The following is a 20,833-nucleotide window of genomic DNA, read 5'->3' as shown; positions in this document are numbered from 1 at the left end:
ATACGGGACGTTTCGAGGCCCCGTCCCCCGCAGCGCGCGGGAGGCGGGGCCTCACCCGTACGGCCCCCTGGCCGGGCGGCGGCGGGGGAGCGGCGCGCACTCTGGAGTGTGCGTCCTTCCGGTGCCGCGGTGCTCGTGGCTCTCGCTCTTGTGGTCGCCGCGCCGAGCGGCGTGCCGCAGGGAGCGCCCCACGCGCGCGGGGCGCCGGACAAGCCCCGGCCCCGGCCCTTCGGCTCGGAGTGCCGTACGGGCGTGGCGGGCCCCGACGTCGTCGCGTACTGCCACAATCCCTACCCCGAGACCGACCGGGTCCGGCTGCACGTGGAGTGCGCCCGGTGGTGGGACATCGACAGCGACTCGCGCCCCGTCGAGGCCGGGCCCGCGATGACGGTGCGGCTCTCCGGGCGGTGCTGGAAAGAGGTCCGCTCGGTCTGGGTCAGCCACCAGAAGTAGCGTCAGCGGCGCCGGGTTCGGTGAACCGCTCCGGGCGGCACAGGAACGGATAGCCCGCGGCCTCGGCGGCGGCCACCGCCGTGTCCCCCACGCGGATCGCGTCGACCAGCCGGGCGTGGTCCATGTGCGACTCGGGGGTCAGCTCCTCGCCGATGTCCTCGCGCAGCCAGTCCCGCAGGACCTCGCCGAGGTCCGCGTACAGCGCCGTCATGACGTCGTTGTGCGACGCGGCAACGACGGCCATGTGGAAGGTCGCGTCGGCGGTCACGAACGCCTCCGCGTCCCCCGACGCCCAGGCCTCCTCGCGGCGCACGAGCAGCGCGTCGAGCTGCTTGAGGTCGCGCTCGGTACGGCGCTCCGCGGCGAGCTCGGCGGCGCTCGACTCCAGCGTGCTGCGCAGCTCGGCGATGTGGCGCGGGTCCGCGTCGGCGAACCTGCGCTGCATCACGCCCGCGAGCTCGCTCGTCGCCACCACGTACGTGCCCGAGCCCTGCCGGATGTCGAGCAGGCCGTTGTGCGCGAGGGCGCGGACGGCCTCCCTGACGGTGTTCCTCGCCACGCCCAGCTGCTCCACCAGCTCGGGCTCGGTGGGGATGCGGGAGCCGACCGGCCACTCGCCCGAGGAGATCTGGTTGCGCAGCTCGGTGATGACCTGCTCGGAGAGTGCCGAACGGCGAGGAGTGGTCAGCGGCATGACGTTCCTTCGTACGGGGCGGGTGGGATGAGGCGGAGCGGGGCGAGGCGGAGCGGGGTGAGCCGGGGTGGGGCGGGGGCGCAGGGCCGGGTGTGACGTATTCCGATTGGACAGCCAATCATCCCATGATTCTATGATGGCTCCATGGCTAGTGAGGAAACCGGGACGACGACAGCACCGACAGCGATACCCCCCGTACGGTCAGAGGCCGCGGAGAAACAGGCCCCCACGCGCGCGTGGGCGACGCGACTCGTCGTCGTCGGCATCGTCCTCGCGGCCATGAACCTCCGCCCCGCCATCACCAGCCTGGGCGCCCTGCTCGAAGACGTGCGCGACGGCCTCGGCATGAGCGGCACCCTCGCCGGACTGCTCACCTCCGTACCGCCCCTCTGCTTCGCGGTCTTCGGAGTGATGGCCCCCCGGTTCGCCCGGCGCTTCGGGCCCAGCGCGGTGGTCTGCGTCGGCATGGCCGCGATCGCCGCGGGCCTGCTGATCCGGCCCTTCGCGGGCGGCACCGCGGGCTTCCTCGCCGCCACCGCGCTCGCCCTCATGGGCATCGCGGTCAGCAACGTCCTGATGCCGGTCATCGTCAAGCGCTGGTTCCCCGACCGGGTCGGTTCGATGACGGGCCTGTACTCGATGGCACTGGCACTCGGCACCTCCCTCGCGGCGGCCCTCACGGTCCCGACGGCCGACGCGCTGGGCAAGGGCTGGCAGGGCGGACTCGTCGTCTGGGCCGCGCTGGCCGTCGTCGCCGTCCTGCCGTGGATCCCGCTGGTCCGCGAGCGGGGCCCGGTCTCCGCCGCGGCCCCGGAGCACATCAGCGCCACCGTGCGGCAGGAGGACGCCGGACTGCGCATCACCCACAGCCGCACCGCCTGGGCGCTCGCCGTCTTCTTCGGGCTCCAGGCCACGGCCGCGTACATCACGATGGGCTGGATGCCGCAGATCTTCCGTGACGCGGGCGTCCCCGCGGGCGAGGCGGGCGTGCTGCTCGCCGTCACGATGGCCATGGGCGTGCCGCTGGCCTTCGTCATCCCGAGGGTCGCCACGCGGCTGACCAACCAGGGCCCCGTCGTGGTCGTCCTCGGCGCGTGCGGCCTCGCCGGTTACGCGGGCCTCTACCTCGCCCCGGAGGTCGGCGCGTGGGCCTGGGCGTTGCTGCTCGGCATCTCCAACTGTGCCTTCCCGCTCGCCCTCACGATGGTCGGGATGCGGGCCAAGAGCAGCGTGGGCGTGGCCAAGCTGTCGGCCTTCGCGCAGAGCACCGGCTATCTGATCTCGATCCCCGGGCCGCTCCTCGTGGGCGTGCTCTACCAGCACAGCGGCGGCTGGGGTCTGCCGCTCGCCCTCATGGCGGGCCTGATGGTGCCGCAGATCGTCGTCGGCACCCTCGCGGGCCGCAACCGCACGGTCGAGGACGAGGTGGCGGCCAGGACCGCCGCGGCCTGACCCCGACGGCGGGGGGACGGGCAATGGGTGCGAGACTGGCCGTATGCCCGTCCTCGACCCGAACCCCCAGAACGGCCAGAAGAAACTGCTCATCGTGCTCGGCGCGATGCTGGCCATCACCGTGATCATCGGCATCATCGCCTCCATCGCCTCGCCGTGAGCCGGGGCTCGCGGATGACCCGAACGGACCTCCGTGGGGCGGGTTCCGGCACCGGTGGCCGCGCCGACGGCGCCGTCGGCGGTGGTGCCGGTGGCGGTGACACCGATGGTGGTGGCGCCGATGGTGGGGCTAGCACCCCCATCCCCTAGGGGGTCAGTGTCAGGGTCAAGTGGGTGGGTCCCCGGATGGGCTGAGGGCCGCCGACCACCTAACTTCGAGTTGTGCCCGCGAAGACGCGGCACGGACACTCGAGGACCACGGAGGCGGCATGTCGGCCCGATCGCACACCCGGCGCGACCCGGCGGAGTCCGGCAGCATCGAGATCCAGCTCCCATGGTGGGCGATCGCCCTGCCCGCCGTCGCCTTCGCGGCCCTGCTCCTGCTCATCCTGAACCCGGTGGACGCGCATGCCGCGGCCGGCGACCCGGCCGTCACCAACCTCCTGGAGCGGATACAGGCGATGGTCCTGCGCGCGGCCCCGTGAGCCCGCCGGACCCCGTGACGGGACGTCCGGCACAGGCCCCGGCACCGGTGCCGTCACTCCTGGCGGGAGACCGCACCAACTCCCTGCGCCCCATGGCACGTTTCATGCGAAGCTGGGACGCATGAGCGTCGCAGAACCCCGCAGGATTGTCCTCTTCCGGCATGCGAAGGCCGACTGGCCGCAGGTTTCCGACCACGAGCGGCCGCTCGCCGATCGAGGCCGCCGGGACGCCCCCGTCGCCGGGCGCAAGCTGGCCGACAGCGGCATTCCCTTCGACCAAGCCCTCTGCTCGAGCGCGGTCCGGACCCGCGAGACCTGGAAGCTCGCCGTCCAAGAGCTGCCGCAGCGGCCGAAGACCGTCTATGAGGAGCGGCTGTACGAGGCCTCTCCCGGTGAGCTGATCGCCGTGCTCAACGAAATCCCGGACGACGTGCAGAACCTCGTTCTGATCGGCCACAACCCCTCGGTCCAGGGTCTGACGGACGTCCTCGCCGGGGACTCCACGGGCGACGCCAGAGAGCGGCTGAACCGCCGGGGATTCCCCACCGCCGCCTTCGCCGTGCTGACGTACTCCGGCTCGTGGAAGGCGCTGGAGCCCGGCGTGGCCACCCTCGTCGACTACTGGGCGCCGTCCGAGTAGCTCTTCCCCTCCCATGCTGAAAGGGGCCCGGCACCGTGGCGGTGCCGGGCCCCTCGACGTAGGGGGTTCAAAGACAGGCTCTCAGTCCAGGTGCATGTCCGCCGCCTCGACCTCTTCGCGGGTGATGCCGAGGAGATAGAGGACGGTGTCCAGGAAGGGGACGTTCACCGCGGTGTGCGCGGCCTCGCGGACCACGGGCTTGGCATTGAAGGCGACGCCGAGGCCCGCCGCGTTCAGCATGTCGAGGTCGTTCGCGCCGTCGCCGATCGCGACGGTCTGCTCCAGGGGGACCCCGGCCTCCGTGGCGAAGCGGCGCAGCAGCCGTGCCTTGCCCGCCCGGTCGACGATCTCGCCGGTCACCTTGCCGGTGAGTTTGCCGTCGACGATCTCCAGGGTGTTGGCCTGGGCGAAGTCGAGGCCGAGACGTTCCTTCAGATCATCGGTGACCTGGGTGAACCCGCCCGATACGACGCCCACTTGGTAACCGAGGCGCTTCAGGGTACGGATGAGGGTGCGGGCGCCCGGCGTGAGCCGGACCTCCGAGCGGACCTTGTCGACGACCGACGCGTCGAGGCCCGCCAGCAGCGCCACCCGCGCGTGCAGCGACTGCTCGAAGTCCAGCTCGCCGCGCATCGCGGCGGACGTCACCTCGGCGACCTCGTCCTCGCAGCCGGCGTGCGCGGCGAAGAGCTCGATGACCTCGTCCTGGATGAGCGTCGAGTCGACGTCCATCACCACGAGGCGCTGGGCCCGGCGGTGCAGGCCCGCCGCGACGACCGCGACGTCCACACCGAGCTTCGCGGCCTCGGTCGCGAGGGCCGTGCGCAGGGTCTCGGTCTCCGTGCCGGACACCGCGAACTCGACGGCGGTGACCGGGTACTTGGCGAGCCGGAAGATACGGTCGATGTTGCCGCCGGTGGCCGTTATGCGGGCGGCGATCGCGGCCGTCGACTCCGAGGTGAGCGGGTGGCCGAGGACCGTCACGAGCGAACGCCCGAGACCTCGCGGCCGGTTGTCGCCGATGCCCGAGATGATCTCGGCCTGCATCTTCATGGACTCCGCCCAGCTGTGCACGGTGGCGCGCAGGTCGCCCTCCAGACCGGCGGGCGGCTCGGTCACGAGCGCGCACAGCACGATCCGGCCGCGGGTGACGACCTGCTCGATGTCGACGACGTCGACGGAGTAGGCGGCGAGGGTGTCGAAGAGACCGGCCGTGATACCGGGGCGGTCCTTGCCGAAGATCTTGACGAGAAGCGTCGGGATGTCGGCGGGCTGAGGGGGCTGCGAGGCACTCATGGTGATCCCTACGGTATCCGCACGCTCCCCGCGGACGCGGGCACGGTCCGCGTGCCGGACAGCACGGGTTCCGCCGTGGCGCGGCTTGCCCCTGTCCCGCCCCTTCTGTCCGTGGTGGCCTCTTCTGTCCGTTGTGGGCAGGCGTTCCCGCAGGCCACTAGCGGTGCGGGCGGAGGGCGGAGGGCAGAGGTGGCGGGGTCAGCGTGGTCTGCGTGGCCCGGGTGGCGGTGGAGGAGGGGGCGGCGGGGGAGGCCAGTCCGTCGAGCGGGAGCGTGGCCGCTTCGCCGAGGGCGGCGGTGGCGACGGTGGCGGCACGACCGGTCCCACCTCGGTCGGCGCTCCTGAGAGGTCCCGGGGCGGCCGCAGATAGGGGTTGGTGCCGGGGTTCGGCGGCCGGTGCGGGGCGCCGGGGTGGTACGGCCCGGGAGCGGCCGGGGTGCCGGGACCGGTAGGGGTGCCGGGACCGGCCGAGGCGCCGGGATCGTACGGCCCGGCACCGTACGGAACACCGGAGACCGCCTCGTCCGGAGCCTGACCCCCGACCCTGCCCCCGGCCCCAGCTCCAGCCCCGGCCCCAACCCCGGCCCCGGCTCCGGCGAGGACCGAAGCCCGGCCCCCCGCCGCCCCCGTGGCCACCGCAAGGAGCGCCCCCGCCGCCCCGGCCCCGAGCCCCCACGCCGCCCCGAGCAGCGCCGCCGCCCCCAGCCGCCCGTGCAGCTCGATCCCCGCGCCGAACGCGTCGAAGCCGAGGACGGAGAGCGAGGCGTCGGCGGACACCTCGGTCAGCCATGCCAGGAGGGGAAGCCCGAGCGCCGTCACGGCCCCGAGGCGCACCCCGCACCGCCCCGCGAGCCCGGCCGCGGACACCGCACCACGGACCCAAGGCGTCCGCACCGCTGTCAGCACCCCCGCGAACAGCATCATCACGGCCGCCGCGACGCCCAACAGCCATACCCTGCCGTCGAGTTCGGCGAGCCTGCCGAGCGTGAGCGCCTTGTCGGACGGGCCTGCCAGGAGATCGTCCACCGGGTCCGGCAGGAACCGTGTGAGGGCGCCCGTCGCCTTGCCGTCCCACGGCACGAAGAGCCCGACGGGGACGCCCAGCCACACGCCGTTCGGCGCCCCGAGGAGCGCGGCGCCCGCGATCCGCTTGGGGTGGTCGTCGCCGGCCATCGCGTACGCCGCCGCGGCGAGCCCCGCGGCGACCGCCACAAGCACCACCGTGACCAGCGCGGACGCGGCGGGCCGCACCACCCGGTGCAGTCCGCCGAGGCGGGAGGGGAGCGGAGTCCGCCGCGACGCGAGCAGCGCGATGAGCAGCACCCCGGCCACCCAGAGCGCGCCGCCGAGCAGCGTCGGGCCGGTGTCCACGGTGAACCCGACCGACGCCTTCGCCTTCGCCAGATCCCCGAGCCGGTCGGGCAGGAGCCCGCCGATGTCCCCGATCCCGCCGGGCAGCTTGTCGCCGATGCCGCCCGGCAGCCGGTCGAGCCCGTCCTCGATCCCCTTGTCGACGCCGAGCTGCTCGCCGTCGATCGTGATGAGGTCGTGACCGGCCCAGGCGAGCCCCGCGAGCATCGCCACGAAGAGGGTGATCACCGCCGCCGCGCGCGCGACGAGTTCGGCGGGGGTGACCACAACCCCCGCTCCACGCAGGGAACGCAGGAAGAAGTGGGCGAGGAGGAGCGCGCCCACCAGGCCCACGCCGAGTGGCGCGATATCGATCGTCGTGGTCGCCTCGGCGCCCTTCAGACCGAATGCCGAGACATCGCCGGACGGGGTGACCGAACCTCCTGCGCCCAGCGCGACGGTCGCCGCCGTCATCGGTCCGAGCGAGCCCACCTCGTCGGCGCCGAGCAGGTGCAGTCCGAGCGCGGCGGCCCCCGCCATACCGATCAGTGCCCAACTCACCGCGGCGATCGCGGAGAGCAGCACATCGCCCCAACGAACGCCCCGACCTTCACTTTTGTATGCGCCGGTAGCCATGAGGAACCCCCCGAACCGCGGTGCGCCACCCCATCGCACGGCGCAGGCGTTTCATGCGTTTCACAGAAGTCATGGGACACATGGCCTTGAGGAACGCGATGGGTGAAATGCGCCGAATGAGCATGATCCGTATGCACTGATGGGCTCTTACCACTCTCCGGGGCGGTATCTTCCCCGTCAACGGGGCAACCTTTCACGCCCGTACGCGGTCTTCACAAGGCCCGACTTTCGGTCAGAGGCCTCCGCCTGAAATAGTTCCTCCCGATGTTCGACATCCCTAGACTCCCCACCGATGGGGGCTAGCTCGGGGGACAACTCAGTGGGGCATGGAGTGCCGGAACTCGTACTGGAATTGAATGGCAGGACCTGGACGCTCGACGCGTCCAGGCCGTACACCCTCGGACGTGATCCGCAAGGGGATATCTCGCTCGACGACGCCAGGGTCTCCTGGCGGCATGCGACGATCAGCTGGAGCGGGCGCAGTTGGGTCATTGAGGACCACGGCAGCACCAATGGCACCTTCGTGCAGGGCCAGCGGATCCATCAGATGGAGATCGGCCCGGGTTCGGCGGTGCACCTCGGCAACGCGACCGACGGTCCGCGGGTGAACGTGTCCGGCGGCGTCGCGGGCGCGGCCGCCGTCTCCGCGCCGCAGCACGCCCAGCAGCCGCAGCCCGTCCAGCAGCAGGCCGCACCGCAGCACGCGCCCCAGCAGCAACAGCAGCACCAGCAGGAGGCACCCGGCTGGGCCGCGCAGGCCGCTCAGCCGCAGGCACCCCAGCAGCACGCACCCCACCAGCAGGCCCCGTACCAGGCGCAGCAGCAGGGTTGGCCGCAACAGCAACAGCAACAGCAGCAGCCGCCGCACCAGCCGCACGTGCCCCAGCAGCAGGGCGGCCCGTCCGAGGCGTACGCGCAGAAGACTCCGGATTCCGGCGGCGCCGCGGGGGCCCCGCCGGTCTACGGTGATCGCAGCCCGACGACGTTCCACCAGCTGGCGCTCGGCCGCAAGATGCGCATCGGCCGCGCCCTGGAGAACGAGCTCGTCGTCTCCGACCTGCAGGTCTCGCGCCACCACGCCGAGTTCACCGCGACGCCCGACGGCCGCTTCGAGCTCCACGACCTCGGGTCCCACAACGGCACGTACGTCAACGGCCAGCCGATCGCGAAGTCCTCGACGGTCCTGATCGGCCCGAACGACATCGTCGGCGTCGGCCACTCGACCTTCCGCCTCGTCGGCGGACAGCTCGAGGAGTTCGTCGACACCGGTGACGTCTCCTTCTCGGCCCGCCACCTCACGGTCACCGTCGACGGCGGCAAGCAGATCCTCAAGGACGTCTCCTTCGGCGTCCCGGAGAAGTCGCTCATCGCGGTCATCGGCCCCTCGGGTTCCGGCAAGTCCACCCTGCTCAAGGCGCTCACCGGCTACCGGCCCGCCAACCAGGGCGACGTCCTCTACGACAACCGCAACCTGTACAAGCAGTTCGCCGAGCTGCGACAGCGCATCGGTCTGGTCCCGCAGGACGACATCCTGCACAAGGAACTGACCGTCAAGAAGGCCCTCAAGTACGCGGCCAAGCTGCGCTTCCCCGCGGACACCACCGAGGCCGAGCGCGAGTCCCGCATAGACGAGGTGCTGCGCGAGCTGAAGCTGGACATCCACAAGGAGAAGAAGGTCACCTCCCTCTCCGGTGGCCAGCGCAAGCGCGTCTCGGTCGCCCTGGAGCTCCTCACCAAGCCCTCGCTGATCTTCCTGGACGAGCCGACCTCCGGCCTCGACCCGGGCATGGACCGCGACGTCATGCAGCTGCTCCGCGGCCTCGCCGACGACGGCCGCACGGTCCTCGTCGTCACGCACTCGGTCGCCGAGCTGGCGATCTGCGACAAGCTCCTGGTGATGGCGCCGGGCGGCTCGGTGGCGTACTTCGGCCCGCCGGAGGAAGCGCTGAACTTCTTCGGCTACAGCACCTGGGCCGACGTCTTCTCCGCCTTCGAGAACTACCGCGACTACGACTGGGCGGGCCGCTGGAAGGGCTCGCAGCACTACCAGATGTACGCCGCGGACATCGACGCCGTCGCCGCGCAGTCCGTACAGATGCCGCCGCCCCAGGCGGTGAAGCCGCCGAAGCCGCAGGGCTGGGGTTCGCAGCTGTGGACCCTGATCCGCCGCTATGTGTCGGTGATCGCCTCCGACAAGGGCTTCATGGGCCTGATGGTGATACTGCCCGCGGTCCTCGGCATCGTCAGCGTCGTCATCCCCGCCGACTTCGGCCTGGCCCCGCCGAAACCGCCGGTCAAGTTCAACGGCGACGCCGGCACGATCATGCTGATCCTCGCGGTCGGCATGTGCTTCTCCGGCGCGGCCAACTCCGTACGTGAGCTGATCAAGGAACGGGTCATCTACGAACGGGAACGGGCGACCGGCCTCTCCCGCTCGGCGTACCTGATGTCCAAGGTCATCGTCCTCGGCGTCATCACGGCCATCCAGGGCGTCATCATCTGCGGCATCGGCTTCGCCCCGCGCGACCTGCCGGAAGAGGGCCTGATCATGCCCCCGGCCGCGGAGATCTGCCTGACGATCATCGCGCTCGGCTTCACGTCGATGATGTTCGGCCTGGTCATCTCCTCGCTGGTGAAGACCTCCGAGAAGACCATGCCGCTCCTGGTGATGTTCGCGATCGTCCAGGTCGTCTTCACCGGCGTCCTCTTCCAGGTCTACGGTTCGCCCGGCCTGGAGCAGTTCGCCTGGCTGATGCCGTCCCGCTGGGCCATCGCGGGCGCGGGCGCCACGCTCGACCTCGGCCACCTGATGCCGCCGTGGGACCCGAAGAAGCCGGGCGACCTCGACCCTCTGTGGGAGCACTCGGCCACGCAGTGGGGCATCAACATCACGATCCTGCTCGCGCTCGGCATCATCTGCGGCGTCGCGGTCGCGCGCCTGCTGCGCCGCCACGAGCCCGAGGTCATGCGCAAGTAGTGGCCTTCGGGCATACGAGACGGGCACACGAGACGGGCACACGAGAAGGGCGGCACCCCGCGCGGGGTGCCGCCCTTCGGCGTCCGTGGGCCTCAGCTTCGGCTGAAGAGGTCCATTGATCAGGCGATCAAGGCTCAGTAGGCGCCATTCACGTTGTCCATCGAGCCGTACCGGTCGGCGGCGTAGTTGGCCGCGGCCGTGATGTTGGCGACGGGGTCGTAGATGTTCGTGGACGTGCCGTCGACGTGGTACGCGTCGAACGTCGGCTTGATGACCTGGAGCAGGCCGATCGACGGGGTGCCGTTGATGGCGTTGATGTCCCAGCCGTTCACGGCCTGCGGGTTGCCCGCGGACTCACGGATGATGTTGCGGTGCAGACCCTCGTAGGAGCCGGGGATGCCCTTGGACTTCATGATGTCCAGGGACTGGCGGATCCAGCCGTCGAGGTTGTTGGCGTAGACCGGCTTGCGGGCGGCGGCGCGGCTCGCGGCCTCCTGGGCCTTGCGCTCGTCCTCGGCCTTCTTCTTCGCGGCGGCCTCGTCGGCCGCCTTCTTGGCCTCCTCGGCCTTCTTCTTCTCCTCGGCGGCCCTCGCGGCGGCGTCCTTGGCCTGCTTGTCGGCGCTGCTGTGCTGCTTGATGACACCGGCGCGGACGGCCTGCTCGGCCTCGACGTTCTGCTTGAAGGCCACCGGGGCGGCATCGAGGCTCTGGGTCTCGGTTCCTGCATCGGCGCTGCCCGGCACGAGGGAGAACGCGAGGGCGGCGGCGCCGAGCGTGGCGACTCCGGCGATCGAGAACTTCTGGGTCTTGGTCACGGCAGCGCGACTATGACCAGGGGTGGTGTGCTTGGACATGCGAGATGGACCTCTTCGAATAGCGGAGGTCGCTCTGGTCCGGCGGGGGGACAGATTGCTTCTCCGGCACAAACGCCGCGGTGGTCAGACCGCGGCGCCGAGCGACGGGAGCAATTGTTAGCGGGCGCAAAATTCAGTGGCAAAGACGTGACGTACGATGCCAGGTAGTGGATCAGGGGGCACGGGGAGGCCCGCAGCAGGCCCGGATCCCTGCCCCATAAAGGGACTCTCATCCACTAGGGGTCTTCGTACGTGACGTTGGTCCTATGCGCGGGCTCACATCGGGCCGGTAACAGTCTCACCGCGCGTTGCCGACGCAACGCTCTCAGTGAGCACCCTCCTCCGGGAGGACTAGGGCCCGGGGCCTAGGTGGAGGCCACCACAGGTCGGATACGCACTGTCACACCCCGCCGGTACGGTGTGACCATGAGTCAAGGACCCCGATCCGGCCTGACCGCGGTGAGTTCCGCGCTCCTCGCCATGAGCAGGCACCTGGAGGTGCGCGACGTCCTCAAGACGATCGTCGCCTCGGCCCGTGAGCTGCTCGACGCCGAGTACGCCGCGCTCGGAGTCCCGGACGACCACGGAGGGTTCGCCCAGTTCGTCGTCGACGGCGTCAGCGAGGACCAGTGGAAGGCCATCGGCCCCCTGCCCCGGCAGCACGGCATCCTCGCCTCGATGCTGCAGAAGGGCGAGACCGTCCGGCTCGGCGACGTGCGCGAGGACCCCCGCTTCGGAGGCTGGCCTTCCGCCCACCCGGAGATGTCCGACTTCCTCGGCGTGCCCATCCACTCCGACGGCGAGACGCTCGGCGCACTCTTCCTCGCCAACAAGAACTGCCCCAAGCCCCAGGGCGGTTGCGGCTTCACCGAGGACGACACGGAGCTCCTCTCCATCCTCGCCCAGCACGCCGCCATCGCCCTCACCAACGCCCGCCTGTACGAACGCAGTCGTGAGCTGACCATCGCCGAGGAGCGCTCGCGCCTCGCCCACGAACTGCACGACGCCGTCAGCCAGAAGCTATTCTCGCTGCGCCTGACCGCGCAGGCCGCCACCGCCCTCGTGGACCGCGATCCGTCCCGGGCCAAGGGCGAACTGCAGCAGGTGGCGGTGCTCGCGGCCGAAGCCGCCGACGAACTGCGCGCGGCCGTCGTGGAGTTGCGCCCGGCCGCGCTCGACGAGGACGGCCTGGTCGCCACGTTGCGCACCCACATCCAGGTGCTGCACCGCGCGCACGGCGCACAGGTCACCTTCGAGAGCCATGGCGTGCGGGCCCTGCCTGCCTCGCAGGAGGAAGCCATGCTGCGCGTCGCCCAGGAGGCCCTGCACAACGCCCTGCGACACTCCGGCGCGGAGCACGTCATGGTCACCCTGGACAAGCGCGGCTGTGGAGCCGTCCTGCGCGTCACCGACGACGGCACGGGGTTCGACACCTTGGGCGTGCGCCGCGCGGGACGGCACCTGGGCCTGGTCTCCATGCGCGACCGGGCGAGCGGGGTCGGCGGCCGGCTGACCGTGCAATCGGAGCCCGGCAAGGGCACAACGATCGAGATGGAGGTCCCCGGTGGCTGACGCCGTGCTCAACACGAGGACAGGGATCCGGGTACTGCTGGTCGACGACCACCAGGTGGTCCGCCGGGGCTTGCGTACGTTCCTGGAGATCCAGGACGACATCGACGTCGTCGGCGAGGCGTCGGACGGCGCCGAAGGCGTCGTGCAGGCCGAGGAGCTGAAGCCGGACGTCGTCCTGATGGACGTCAAGATGCCCGGCATGGACGGCGTGGAGGCGCTGCGCAAACTCCGCGAACTGGCCAACCCCGCGCGCGTCCTCATCGTCACCAGCTTCACCGAGCAGCGCACGGTCGTCCCGGCCCTGCGCGCCGGCGCCGCGGGGTACGTGTACAAGGACGTCGACCCGGAAGCCCTCGCCGGCGCCATCCGCTCCGTCCACGCGGGCCACGTCCTGCTGCAGCCGGAGGTGGCGGGCGCGCTGCTGTCCCAGGAGGAGGCGGGCAACAGCCATGGCAGGGGAGGGTCGCTCACCGAGCGCGAGCGCGAGGTTCTCGGCCTGATCGCCGACGGCCGCTCGAACCGCGAGATCGCCCGCGCCCTCGTCCTCTCCGAGAAGACCGTCAAGACCCACGTCTCGAACATCCTGATGAAGCTGGACCTGGCCGACCGGACCCAGGCCGCGCTCTGGGCCGTCCGCCACGGTGCGGCGGGCTGACAGGGCCGCGGACGGAGCGTCGCCTTCCGGACTGAGATTCATACCGTCGTGTAGATGTCCCCCGATTGGCGTATCCCGCCGGGTGCTCCGGCGTTCTCCAGTGCGTGCTGCGGCGGCTGGCCGCAGTTTCCGCTCAGGAGGAACGTAGAAGTGAAGAACCTGAAGAAGGCCACCGCCGTCACGATGGTGGCCGGTGGCCTGGTCGCGGCCGGCGCCGGTATGGCCTCGGCCCACGGCGGCGCGCACGCCGACGGTGTCGCCAAGAACTCTCCCGGCGTCGTCTCCGGCAACCTGGTCCAGGCTCCGGTCCACATCCCGGTGAACGCGTGCGGCAACACCGTCACCGTCATCGGCGCCCTGAACCCCACGTTCGGGAACGTCTGCACGAACGTCTGACCGCACCCGCGATCCACCGGCCGCTCCCGGGCGGCCGGTTCCGGGCCGCCGGTCCCGTTCTCCGCAACCTCAGCGCGCCGCGCACCCTTTCGACCCCGCAGCCGGGGTCGCCATGTCAGCAGGAGGAGCACTTTCCATGAACAGCATCGCCAAGAAGACCGCCCTGGCCGTCGTCGCCGCCGGTCTCGCCGCGGGCGCCTCCGCCGGAGTCGCGTCCGCCACCTCCGACGCCCAGGCCAACGGCGCCGCCACCAAGTCGCCGGGCGTCGGCTCCGGCAACCTCGTCCAGGCCCCGGTCCACGTCCCGGTCAACGTGACCGGCAACAGCGTGAACGTCGTGGGCGTGCTCAACCCCGCCTTCGCCAACGCGACCGTGAACCGCTGAGGCACCGGTCCCGGCACGGCCCCGCGGACCACTGAGGTCCGCGGGGCCCAACGCGTTGTGCGGCCCGCGACGAGGGTGCGCTCTTAGCGCCCGCCCCGCTCCCGCTCCTCGACGGCCGAGTCGTACGCGGCCACCTGCGCCCGCCGCGCGGTCCGCTCCACCGGCCGCAAAGCCTCCACCCGCGCCGCCATCTCCGACGCGCTGATGGCCCCGCCGTGCCCGTTCCCGTACGCCAGCGAGATCAGCAGACCGACCCGCTGCGCCAGCTCCAACACCCGCACCGCACGCGGCGGATAGCCGGGAGCGAGCACCTCACGGCCCCGCTCCGCCCGCGCCCGGTACGCGTCGAGCGCCGCCTGTGCGACCGGACCCGACCCCGCGACATCGAGCCGGGACAGCACCTCCGTCGCCTCCCGCAGCGCCTCCGCGAGCTCGCGCTCCGCCTCACCGAGCGAGGGCACGTCGGCGGGCGGCCCCTCGCGCACGGGCAGGCAGTGCCAGACGACCTCCACGTGTACGTCGCCCTCGGGCCCCGCCTCGTACACCTCGGGCACGAGCCCGTACGGCGCGCCGAACGCGACGACGGCCTCCTCCGCCTCCAGGGCACGCGCGTTGAACTCGGGCGGGCCGCTCAGCCCGAGCGGATGCCCCGGCGCGGGCAGCGCCACCCGCAGACCGGTCACCCCCAGCGAGCGCAGCCGCCCCAGGGCGAGCGTGAGCCCGACCGGGCCCGACTCCCCGGGCAGTCCTTCGACCCGGTGCACCGCGTCGTCACCGACCATCGCGAGCACCGCGTCATCCGGAGAAACAAGTCCGGCCAAAAGGGCGTTTCCCCATGCGGCCAGGCGTCCTGAGCGTGGTTCCGAGAGCATGCACACAGCCTAAGGACCGGGCTCGCGACAGGAACGTCCGACCAGTGGCGTAGGTTTTATCCGGGGGCCGCGTTTACCGACGCGAGCGACGACCGAGACTGCAATGGGAGACAGCGCGCTCATGAGCGATGTACTGGAGCTTGAGGACGTATCTGTGGTCCGCGAGGGCCGGGCTCTGGTGGACCAGGTCTCCTGGTCGGTGAAGGAGGGGGAGCGCTGGGTCATCCTCGGCCCGAACGGCGCGGGCAAGACCACCCTCCTCAACGTCGCCTCCAGCTACCTCTTCCCGAGCACCGGCAACGCCACCGTCCTCGGCGAGACCCTCGGCAAGCCCGGCACGGACGTCTTCGAGCTGCGCCCGCGCATCGGTGTCGCCGGCATGGCCATGGCGGACAAGCTGCCCAAGCGCCAGACCGTCCTCCAGACGGTCCTCACCGCCGCGTACGGCATGACCGCGGGCTGGCACGAGGACTACGAGGACGTGGACGAGCAGCGCGCCCGCGCCTTCCTCGACCGCCTCGGCATGAGCGACTACCTGGACCGCAGGTTCGGCACCCTCTCCGAGGGCGAGCGCAAGCGCACCCTGATCGCCCGCGCCCTGATGACCGACCCCGAGCTGCTGCTCCTCGACGAGCCCGCCGCCGGCCTCGACCTCGGCGGCCGCGAAGACCTCGTACGCCGCCTCGGCCGCCTCGCCCGCGACCCGATCGCCCCCTCGATGATCATGGTCACGCACCACGTCGAGGAGATCGCCCCCGGCTTCACGCACGTCCTCATGATCCGGCAGGGCAAGGTCCTCGCCGCGGGCCCGCTTGAGCTCGAACTCACCTCCCGCAACCTCTCCCTCTGCTTCGGCCTCCCGCTGGTCGTCGAGCAGAGGAACGACCGCTGGACCGCCACGGGCCTTCCGCTCAGCTGATCGGAGCCCTGTCCCCGAGGGGACCGGCGGTCCTACGATGGCCTCGTGGACATCGACGCATGGGTGTGGTGGCTGATCGGCGCCGCCGCGCTCGGAATTCCGCTCGTACTGACCGCGATGCCGGAGTTCGGCATGCTGGCCGTGGGCGCCGTCGCGGCGTCCGTGACCGCGGGCCTCGGCGGCGGCACGGTGCTGCAGGTCGTGGTCTTCGCGGCGGTTTCCGTCGCCCTCATCGGCGTCGTACGCCCCGTGGCGGCCAGACACCGCGCCCAGCGCCCCGAACTGGCCACCGGGGTCGACGCGTTGAGGGGCAGATCCGCCGTCGTCCTCGAACGGGTCGACGGCTCGGGCGGCCGCATCAAGCTCGCGGGGGAGATCTGGTCGGCCCGCGCGCTCGACACCGACCGTGCCTACGAGGCGGGCCAGGCAGTGGATGTCGTCGAGATCGACGGAGCGACGGCCGTCGTCATGTGAATGCCCCACGGGCAGTACGGCGGTCTGACAGACTCGACCAGCAAGATCTTTGAGATTTCGCGGACACACGCCGAGGCATGAAGGGTACGGGGAGCCACGATGGAACCAATCATCATCGTCCTGATCATTCTGGTGGTCCTTGTCTTCATCGCCCTGATCAAGACCATCCAGGTCATCCCACAGGCGAGCGCCGCCATCGTCGAACGGTTCGGGCGCTACACAAGGACGCTGAACGCGGGACTGAACATCGTCGTCCCGTTCATCGACTCGATCCGCAACCGCATCGACCTCCGTGAACAGGTCGTCCCCTTCCCGCCCCAGCCGGTGATCACCCAGGACAACCTGGTGGTCAACATCGACACCGTCATCTACTACCAGGTGACCGACGCGCGGGCCGCCACCTACGAGGTCGCCAGCTACATCCAGGCGATCGAGCAGCTCACCGTCACCACGCTGCGCAACATCATCGGCGGCATGGACCTGGAGCGGACCCTGACCTCCCGCGAGGAGATCAACGCGGCCCTGCGCGGCGTCCTCGACGAGGCCACCGGCAAGTGGGGCATCCGCGTCAACCGCGTTGAGCTCAAGGCCATCGAGCCGCCGACCTCCATCCAGGACTCGATGGAGAAGCAGATGCGCGCCGACCGTGACAAGCGCGCCGCGATCCTCCAGGCCGAAGGTGTGCGGCAGTCGGAGATCCTCCGCGCCGAAGGTGAGAAGCAGTCCGCGATCCTGCGCGCCGAAGGTGAGGCCAAGGCGGCCGCCCTGCGCGCCGAGGGTGAGGCCCAGGCGATCCGCACGGTCTTCGAATCCATCCACGCCGGCGACCCGGACCAGAAGCTCCTCTCCTACCAGTACCTCCAGATGCTCCCGAAGATTGCCGAGGGCGACGCGAACAAGCTCTGGATCGTGCCCAGCGAGATCGGCGACGCACTCAAGGGCCTGGGCGGCGCCCTCGGCAACTTCGGCCCCATGGGCGGCGGTTCGGGCAGCGGTTCGTCCGGCAAGGAACGCCGCGAACAGCCGACGATCGACTGAGACCGGATTAATCGACTAAGACCGGATTAGTGGAAGAAGAACCGCTACGCGGCCGGCTGGGCGAGCCACTCGGGCAGCGACGCCAGTTCGTCCCTGCCCAGCGACAGGAGCATCGCATCCGCGGGCGTCGGCTCGAACGGCTGCCGCAGCAGCGGCATCCCGGCCTCGTCCGGAGTCCGGTTCGCCTTGCGGTGATTGTCCAGGGCGCACGAAGCGACCGTATTGAGCCAGGAGTCGGCGCCGCCCTGCGACCTCGGCACCACGTGGTCCACCGTCGTCGCACGCCGGCCGCAGTACGCGCACCGGTGCCGGTCCCGGACCAGCACACCCCGCCTCGACCACGGAGCCTGTCTTCGGAACGGCACCCGCACATACCTGCAGAGCCTGATCACCTGCGGTACGGGTATGTCGATCGCCGCCGCGCGCACACGGAGCCCGGGGTGGGCGTACTCGACCACGGCCTTGTCCTGGAGCACCAGAACGACGGCCCGGTTGAGCGACACCGTCGAGAGCGGCTCGAAGCTCGCGTTCAGCACCAGCGTGTCCCGCATCAACCTGCCCACCTCCCGTATGCACCGGCCCACCGCCTGGCGGGCTTGGATCAACTTTGGCCGGGCACGCCGAGATGGACAACGCAATAAAAAATGCCCGCCTCTGATCACTTCCATGACCAGAGGCGGGCAAACAATCGGTGAATGCTCAGTGCACGACCGCTCAGCTCTCCGCGGGAGCGGCGTACTCGGCGATCACGTGCGCACGCGCGAGCGTGTGGAACCGGAGGTTGAACCCGACGAACGCGGGAGCGGCGTCCGCGTCGGGACCCAGCTTCTCCTGGTCCACCGCGTACACGGTGAACACATAGCGGTGCGCCCGGTCACCGGGCGGCGGCGCCGCACCCCCGAAGTCCTTCGTCCCGAAGTCGTTGCGCACCTGCACCGCGCCCTCGGGCAGCCCCTCGAACTTGCCGCTGCCCGCACCGCCCGGCAGCTCCGTCACCGAGACCGGGATGTCGAAGACGGTCCAGTGCCAGAACCCGCTCCCCGTAGGGGCGTCCGGGTCGAAGCACGTCACGGCGAAGCTCTTGGTCTCCGGCGGGAAGCCCTCCCACCGCAGCTGCGGCGAGGTGTTCCCGGCCGCGTAGACCTGAGCGTCCTTCAGGACCGCACCCGGCTCGAAGTCCTCGCTCACGACCGTGAAGGACGGTACGGAGGGGTGGAAGTCATGGGGAAGCGGCGGCCTCTTGAGCTCGGTCACGTAGGCACCTCCTGGTTGATTGCTGTCCGCCCCGAGCCTAGAACCAGTTCCGCTTGCTGCCGACCTGGGACAGCCACTCGTTCAGGTACGCGGCCCAGTCCGTCCCCTGGAAGTCGTTGAGACCCACCTTGAACGAGCGGAAGGAGTCACTGCCCTCGCTGAACAGACCCGGCTTCTTGTCCATCTCCAGGACGACGTCCATCTCCCGGTCGTCGGCGACGAAGCTCAGCTCGACCTGGTTGAGACCGCGGTACTGCTGCGGCGGGAAGAACTCGATCTCCTGGTAGAACGGCAGCTTCTGCCGCGTACCGCGGATGTGACCGCGCTCCATGTCGGCGCTCTTGAAGCGGAAGCCCAGCTGGATGAAGGCGTCCAGGATGGCCTGCTGCGCCGGCAGCGGGTGCACGTTGATCGGGTCGAGGTCGCCGGAGTCCACGGCGCGCGCGATCTCCAGCTCGGTGGTCACACCGATGTTCATTCCGCGCAGCTGCTGCCCGTCGATGCTCGTGACCGGGGTCTCCCACGGGATCTCCAGGCCGAACGGCACCGCGTGCACCTGGCCGGCCCGCAGCGTGAAAGCGCCACCGAGCCGCACCTTGGTGAACTCGACGTCCTGCTTCGTCTCCTGGTCGTTGCCCTCGACCTCGACCCGCGCCTGCAGCCCGACGGACAGGCCCTCGATCTCCTGGTCCACGGACCCGCCCTGGATCCGCACCTCACCCTGGACCACGCCGCCCGGCACCACGTTGACCTCGGTCAGCACGGTCTCGACCGAGGCACCGCCGGCCCCCAGACTCGCGAGCAGCTTCTTGAACCCCATGACTCTCCTGCCCCAGGCCGCCGCCTGTGGTTCGTCTCGACTTGCATCCTTGATCCGTACAAACGCGAGGGGACCGTGCCCGGTTCCGCGCATCACCCTGACGACCGAGCGGTCCGAAGGCCACCGACGTTCCGATACCACCTGTACTACGCTCGTACGGCATGATCGTGGCCACTGACCGTACGCCCCTGACCCGAGACTTCTTCGACCGCCCTGTCCTCGAGGTCGCCCCCGACCTGCTCGGCCGAATCCTCGTACGAGACTCGGCGGACGGCCCGATCGAGGTCCGCCTGACAGAGGTGGAGGCCTACGCGGGAGAGGTCGACCCCGGCTCACACGCGTACCGCGGCCGCACCGCCCGCAACAGCGTGATGTTCGGACCGCCCGGCCATATGTACGTCTACTTCACCTACGGCATGTGGCACTGCATGAATCTGGTGTGCGGTCCGGAGGGCAAGGCCGGCGCGGTCCTGCTGCGCGCGGGCGAGATCACGGAGGGCGCCGAGCTGGCCCGCACCCGTCGACTCTCGGCCCGAAAGGACAGGGAACTGGCCAAAGGCCCCGCACGCCTGGCCACCGCCCTTGACGTGGACCGCCGACTGGACGGCAGCGACGTCTGCGGAGACCCGGACTCCCCGTTCACCGTGTTGACGGGCACACCTACCCCTTCCGACCAGGTCATGAACGGTCCGCGTACAGGAGTGGCGGGGGAGGGCGGCGTCCATCCGTGGCGCTTCTGGACGGCCAACGACCCTACGGTGAGCCCTTATCGGGCCCACACGCCCCGACGCCGTCGAACTTGACGCGGCCCCGGCCCCTCCGTAATGTGGTCCGAGTCGCCTGAACCGGGCACGGCAGTCTGCCGGCACGGAAGCGGCCAACCACTACCAAACAACTTCCCCTCGGCGGGGTCTTATTCAGCGTGCTTGCATGCCTGAATTCGAACTCGAGGAACTCGATTATGAGTTGCGGAGGGGATCCGCTAAAGTAGTGAACACGCCGAAAGGCAAAGGCCCTCCAACGGCCACCGGAAATGAAATCCGAACCGGAAACGGAACGGAAAACGGATCTGGTAAGGTTGGAAACACGAAATACCGAAGGGAAGCGCCCGGAGGAAAACCCCAGACACTGTTCTGCGGGTGAGTACAAAGGAAGCGTCCGTTCCTTGAGAACTCAACAGCGTGCCAAAAGTCAACGCCAGATATGTTGATACCCCGACTTGCTTCGGCGAGTTGGAGGTTCCTTTGAAAAAGTCCTGTACGGCCTTCGGGTTTCGTGCAGGCAACACAGCGAGGACGCTGTGAACGGCCGGGATTATTCCTCCCGACCGTTCCGCTCTCGTGGTGTCATCCCGATTACGGGAAAACATTCACGGAGAGTTTGATCCTGGCTCAGGACGAACGCTGGCGGCGTGCTTAACACATGCAAGTCGAACGATGAAGCCCTTCGGGG

General features: G+C 70.1%; 22 protein-coding genes and 1 rRNA gene. 15 read left to right on the top strand and 8 right to left on the bottom strand.

Annotation, left to right across the window (positions count from 1 at the left end):
- Positions 1-129: 129 nt before the first annotated feature.
- Positions 130-453 carry a hypothetical protein gene (locus ACFVYL_RS02635; protein WP_389712481.1) on the top strand — a complete coding sequence of 108 codons (324 nt, stop codon included), beginning with the start codon at positions 130-132 and terminating at the stop codon, positions 451-453.
- Here ACFVYL_RS02635 and ACFVYL_RS02630 read toward each other — a convergent pair.
- Positions 437-1,147 carry a FadR/GntR family transcriptional regulator gene (locus tag ACFVYL_RS02630; RefSeq protein ID WP_389712480.1) on the bottom strand — a complete coding sequence of 237 codons (711 nt, stop codon included), beginning with the start codon at positions 1,145-1,147 and terminating at the stop codon, positions 437-439. The genes ACFVYL_RS02635 and ACFVYL_RS02630 overlap by 17 nt on opposite strands.
- A 144-nt stretch (positions 1,148-1,291) precedes the next feature.
- On the opposite strand from ACFVYL_RS02630, the gene ACFVYL_RS02625 reads away from it, so the two are divergent.
- The 4 genes from ACFVYL_RS02625 to ACFVYL_RS02610 all read left to right on the top strand — a co-directional run bounded on the left by ACFVYL_RS02625 (position 1,292) and on the right by ACFVYL_RS02610 (position 3,883).
- Positions 1,292-2,599, top strand: coding sequence for a CynX/NimT family MFS transporter (locus ACFVYL_RS02625; RefSeq protein WP_389712479.1), 1,308 nt, complete (start codon positions 1,292-1,294; stop codon positions 2,597-2,599).
- Between the two features lie 43 nt (positions 2,600-2,642).
- The gene (locus tag ACFVYL_RS02620; protein ID WP_107059069.1) at positions 2,643-2,759 is read left to right on the top strand and encodes an SGM_5486 family transporter-associated protein; all 117 of its coding nucleotides are present in this window, start codon (positions 2,643-2,645) and stop codon (positions 2,757-2,759) included.
- Between the two features lie 268 nt (positions 2,760-3,027).
- On the top strand, positions 3,028-3,243 hold the full coding sequence (locus ACFVYL_RS02615; protein WP_389712478.1) for a hypothetical protein: 216 nt from the start codon (positions 3,028-3,030) through the stop codon (positions 3,241-3,243).
- Between the two features lie 121 nt (positions 3,244-3,364).
- Positions 3,365-3,883, top strand: coding sequence for a SixA phosphatase family protein (locus tag ACFVYL_RS02610; RefSeq protein WP_389712477.1), 519 nt, complete (start codon positions 3,365-3,367; stop codon positions 3,881-3,883).
- A gap of 81 nt (positions 3,884-3,964) precedes the next feature.
- Here ACFVYL_RS02610 and serB read toward each other — a convergent pair whose 3' ends face one another.
- Both serB and ACFVYL_RS02600 read right to left on the bottom strand, forming a co-directional pair.
- Complete coding sequence (gene serB, locus ACFVYL_RS02605; protein WP_389712476.1) at positions 3,965-5,179, bottom strand: phosphoserine phosphatase SerB; 1,215 nt, start codon at positions 5,177-5,179, stop codon at positions 3,965-3,967.
- Between the two features lie 198 nt (positions 5,180-5,377).
- Positions 5,378-7,165, bottom strand: a complete 1,788-nt coding sequence (locus ACFVYL_RS02600; protein WP_389712475.1) for a streptophobe family protein — start codon at positions 7,163-7,165, stop codon at positions 5,378-5,380.
- A gap of 331 nt (positions 7,166-7,496) precedes the next feature.
- Here ACFVYL_RS02600 and ACFVYL_RS02595 point away from each other — a divergent pair, with 331 nt between their 5' ends.
- Positions 7,497-10,142 carry an FHA domain-containing protein gene (locus ACFVYL_RS02595; protein WP_389712474.1) on the top strand — a complete coding sequence of 882 codons (2,646 nt, stop codon included), beginning with the start codon at positions 7,497-7,499 and terminating at the stop codon, positions 10,140-10,142.
- Positions 10,143-10,276: 134 nt separating this feature from the next.
- Here the strand turns inward: ACFVYL_RS02595 and ACFVYL_RS02590 are convergent, their stop codons facing one another.
- On the bottom strand, positions 10,277-10,996 hold the full coding sequence (locus tag ACFVYL_RS02590) for a transglycosylase SLT domain-containing protein (protein WP_389712473.1): 720 nt from the start codon (positions 10,994-10,996) through the stop codon (positions 10,277-10,279).
- A gap of 426 nt (positions 10,997-11,422) precedes the next feature.
- Here ACFVYL_RS02590 and ACFVYL_RS02585 point away from each other — a divergent pair, with 426 nt between their 5' ends.
- The 4 genes from ACFVYL_RS02585 (at position 11,423) to ACFVYL_RS02570 (ending at position 14,004) form a co-directional block, all read left to right on the top strand.
- Positions 11,423-12,568: a GAF domain-containing protein gene (locus ACFVYL_RS02585; RefSeq protein WP_389712472.1), complete on the top strand. Its 1,146-nt coding sequence runs from the start codon at positions 11,423-11,425 to the stop codon at positions 12,566-12,568.
- Positions 12,561-13,223: a response regulator gene (locus ACFVYL_RS02580; protein WP_389712471.1), complete on the top strand. Its 663-nt coding sequence runs from the start codon at positions 12,561-12,563 to the stop codon at positions 13,221-13,223. Before ACFVYL_RS02585 ends, ACFVYL_RS02580 begins: the two co-directional genes overlap by 8 nt.
- 150 nt (positions 13,224-13,373) lie before the next feature.
- Positions 13,374-13,619, top strand: a complete 246-nt coding sequence (locus tag ACFVYL_RS02575; protein ID WP_389712470.1) for a chaplin — start codon at positions 13,374-13,376, stop codon at positions 13,617-13,619.
- 136 nt (positions 13,620-13,755) lie between these two features.
- On the top strand, positions 13,756-14,004 hold the full coding sequence (locus ACFVYL_RS02570) for a chaplin (RefSeq protein WP_389712469.1): 249 nt from the start codon (positions 13,756-13,758) through the stop codon (positions 14,002-14,004).
- A gap of 83 nt (positions 14,005-14,087) precedes the next feature.
- Here the strand turns inward: ACFVYL_RS02570 and ACFVYL_RS02565 are convergent, their stop codons facing one another.
- Entirely contained in the window at positions 14,088-14,876 is a 789-nt protein-coding gene (locus tag ACFVYL_RS02565; RefSeq protein ID WP_389712468.1) for a hypothetical protein, read from the bottom strand.
- A 121-nt stretch (positions 14,877-14,997) separates the two neighbouring features.
- Here ACFVYL_RS02565 and ACFVYL_RS02560 point away from each other — a divergent pair, with 121 nt between their 5' ends.
- From ACFVYL_RS02560 to ACFVYL_RS02550, 3 genes are all read left to right on the top strand, one after another.
- A complete protein-coding gene (locus tag ACFVYL_RS02560) occupies positions 14,998-15,795 on the top strand; it encodes an ABC transporter ATP-binding protein (protein ID WP_389712467.1) in 798 nt (265 codons plus the stop codon).
- Positions 15,796-15,840: 45 nt separating this feature from the next.
- Positions 15,841-16,269: an NfeD family protein gene (locus ACFVYL_RS02555; RefSeq protein WP_389712466.1), complete on the top strand. Its 429-nt coding sequence runs from the start codon at positions 15,841-15,843 to the stop codon at positions 16,267-16,269.
- Between the two features lie 99 nt (positions 16,270-16,368).
- Positions 16,369-17,307 carry an SPFH domain-containing protein gene (locus ACFVYL_RS02550; protein WP_389712465.1) on the top strand — a complete coding sequence of 313 codons (939 nt, stop codon included), beginning with the start codon at positions 16,369-16,371 and terminating at the stop codon, positions 17,305-17,307.
- A gap of 44 nt (positions 17,308-17,351) precedes the next feature.
- On the opposite strand, the gene ACFVYL_RS02545 is transcribed toward ACFVYL_RS02550, so the two are convergent.
- From ACFVYL_RS02545 to ACFVYL_RS02535, 3 genes are all read right to left on the bottom strand, one after another.
- A complete protein-coding gene (locus ACFVYL_RS02545) occupies positions 17,352-17,858 on the bottom strand; it encodes an HNH endonuclease (protein ID WP_389712464.1) in 507 nt (168 codons plus the stop codon).
- Positions 17,859-18,021: 163 nt separating this feature from the next.
- Entirely contained in the window at positions 18,022-18,561 is a 540-nt protein-coding gene (locus ACFVYL_RS02540; protein WP_389712463.1) for a YbhB/YbcL family Raf kinase inhibitor-like protein, read from the bottom strand.
- Positions 18,562-18,598: 37 nt separating this feature from the next.
- Entirely contained in the window at positions 18,599-19,381 is a 783-nt protein-coding gene (locus ACFVYL_RS02535; protein WP_389712462.1) for a sporulation protein, read from the bottom strand.
- A 161-nt stretch (positions 19,382-19,542) separates the two neighbouring features.
- Between ACFVYL_RS02535 and ACFVYL_RS02530 the strand changes: the two genes are divergently transcribed.
- Positions 19,543-20,184, top strand: a complete 642-nt coding sequence (locus ACFVYL_RS02530; RefSeq protein WP_389712461.1) for a DNA-3-methyladenine glycosylase — start codon at positions 19,543-19,545, stop codon at positions 20,182-20,184.
- A gap of 565 nt (positions 20,185-20,749) precedes the next feature.
- A 16S ribosomal RNA gene (locus ACFVYL_RS02525) occupies positions 20,750-20,833 on the top strand; the annotation flags it as partial.

Origin of the sequence: Streptomyces sp. NPDC058308 (assembly GCF_042880275.1) — a bacterium.
Classification (GTDB): Bacteria; Actinomycetota; Actinomycetes; order Streptomycetales; family Streptomycetaceae; genus Streptomyces.
Note: the sequence above shows the minus strand (reverse complement) of the source record. Positions and strands in the feature narration are given on the sequence as shown.

Coding starts and splice junctions, on each gene's coding strand:
- ACFVYL_RS02630 (WP_389712480.1), bottom strand. CDS start 1,147: ATGCCGCTGACCACTCCTCGCCGTTCGGCACTCTCCGAGCAGGTCATC.
- ACFVYL_RS02625 (WP_389712479.1), top strand. CDS start 1,292: ATGGCTAGTGAGGAAACCGGGACGACGACAGCACCGACAGCGATACCC.
- ACFVYL_RS02620 (WP_107059069.1), top strand. CDS start 2,643: ATGCCCGTCCTCGACCCGAACCCCCAGAACGGCCAGAAGAAACTGCTC.
- ACFVYL_RS02615 (WP_389712478.1), top strand. CDS start 3,028: ATGTCGGCCCGATCGCACACCCGGCGCGACCCGGCGGAGTCCGGCAGC.
- ACFVYL_RS02610 (WP_389712477.1), top strand. CDS start 3,365: ATGAGCGTCGCAGAACCCCGCAGGATTGTCCTCTTCCGGCATGCGAAG.
- serB (WP_389712476.1), bottom strand. CDS start 5,179: ATGAGTGCCTCGCAGCCCCCTCAGCCCGCCGACATCCCGACGCTTCTC.
- ACFVYL_RS02600 (WP_389712475.1), bottom strand. CDS start 7,165: ATGGCTACCGGCGCATACAAAAGTGAAGGTCGGGGCGTTCGTTGGGGC.
- ACFVYL_RS02590 (WP_389712473.1), bottom strand. CDS start 10,996: ATGTCCAAGCACACCACCCCTGGTCATAGTCGCGCTGCCGTGACCAAG.
- ACFVYL_RS02585 (WP_389712472.1), top strand. CDS start 11,423: ATGAGTCAAGGACCCCGATCCGGCCTGACCGCGGTGAGTTCCGCGCTC.
- ACFVYL_RS02570 (WP_389712469.1), top strand. CDS start 13,756: ATGAACAGCATCGCCAAGAAGACCGCCCTGGCCGTCGTCGCCGCCGGT.
- ACFVYL_RS02565 (WP_389712468.1), bottom strand. CDS start 14,876: ATGCTCTCGGAACCACGCTCAGGACGCCTGGCCGCATGGGGAAACGCC.
- ACFVYL_RS02560 (WP_389712467.1), top strand. CDS start 14,998: ATGAGCGATGTACTGGAGCTTGAGGACGTATCTGTGGTCCGCGAGGGC.
- ACFVYL_RS02550 (WP_389712465.1), top strand. CDS start 16,369: ATGGAACCAATCATCATCGTCCTGATCATTCTGGTGGTCCTTGTCTTC.
- ACFVYL_RS02545 (WP_389712464.1), bottom strand. CDS start 17,858: ATGCGGGACACGCTGGTGCTGAACGCGAGCTTCGAGCCGCTCTCGACG.
- ACFVYL_RS02535 (WP_389712462.1), bottom strand. CDS start 19,381: ATGGGGTTCAAGAAGCTGCTCGCGAGTCTGGGGGCCGGCGGTGCCTCG.
- ACFVYL_RS02530 (WP_389712461.1), top strand. CDS start 19,543: ATGATCGTGGCCACTGACCGTACGCCCCTGACCCGAGACTTCTTCGAC.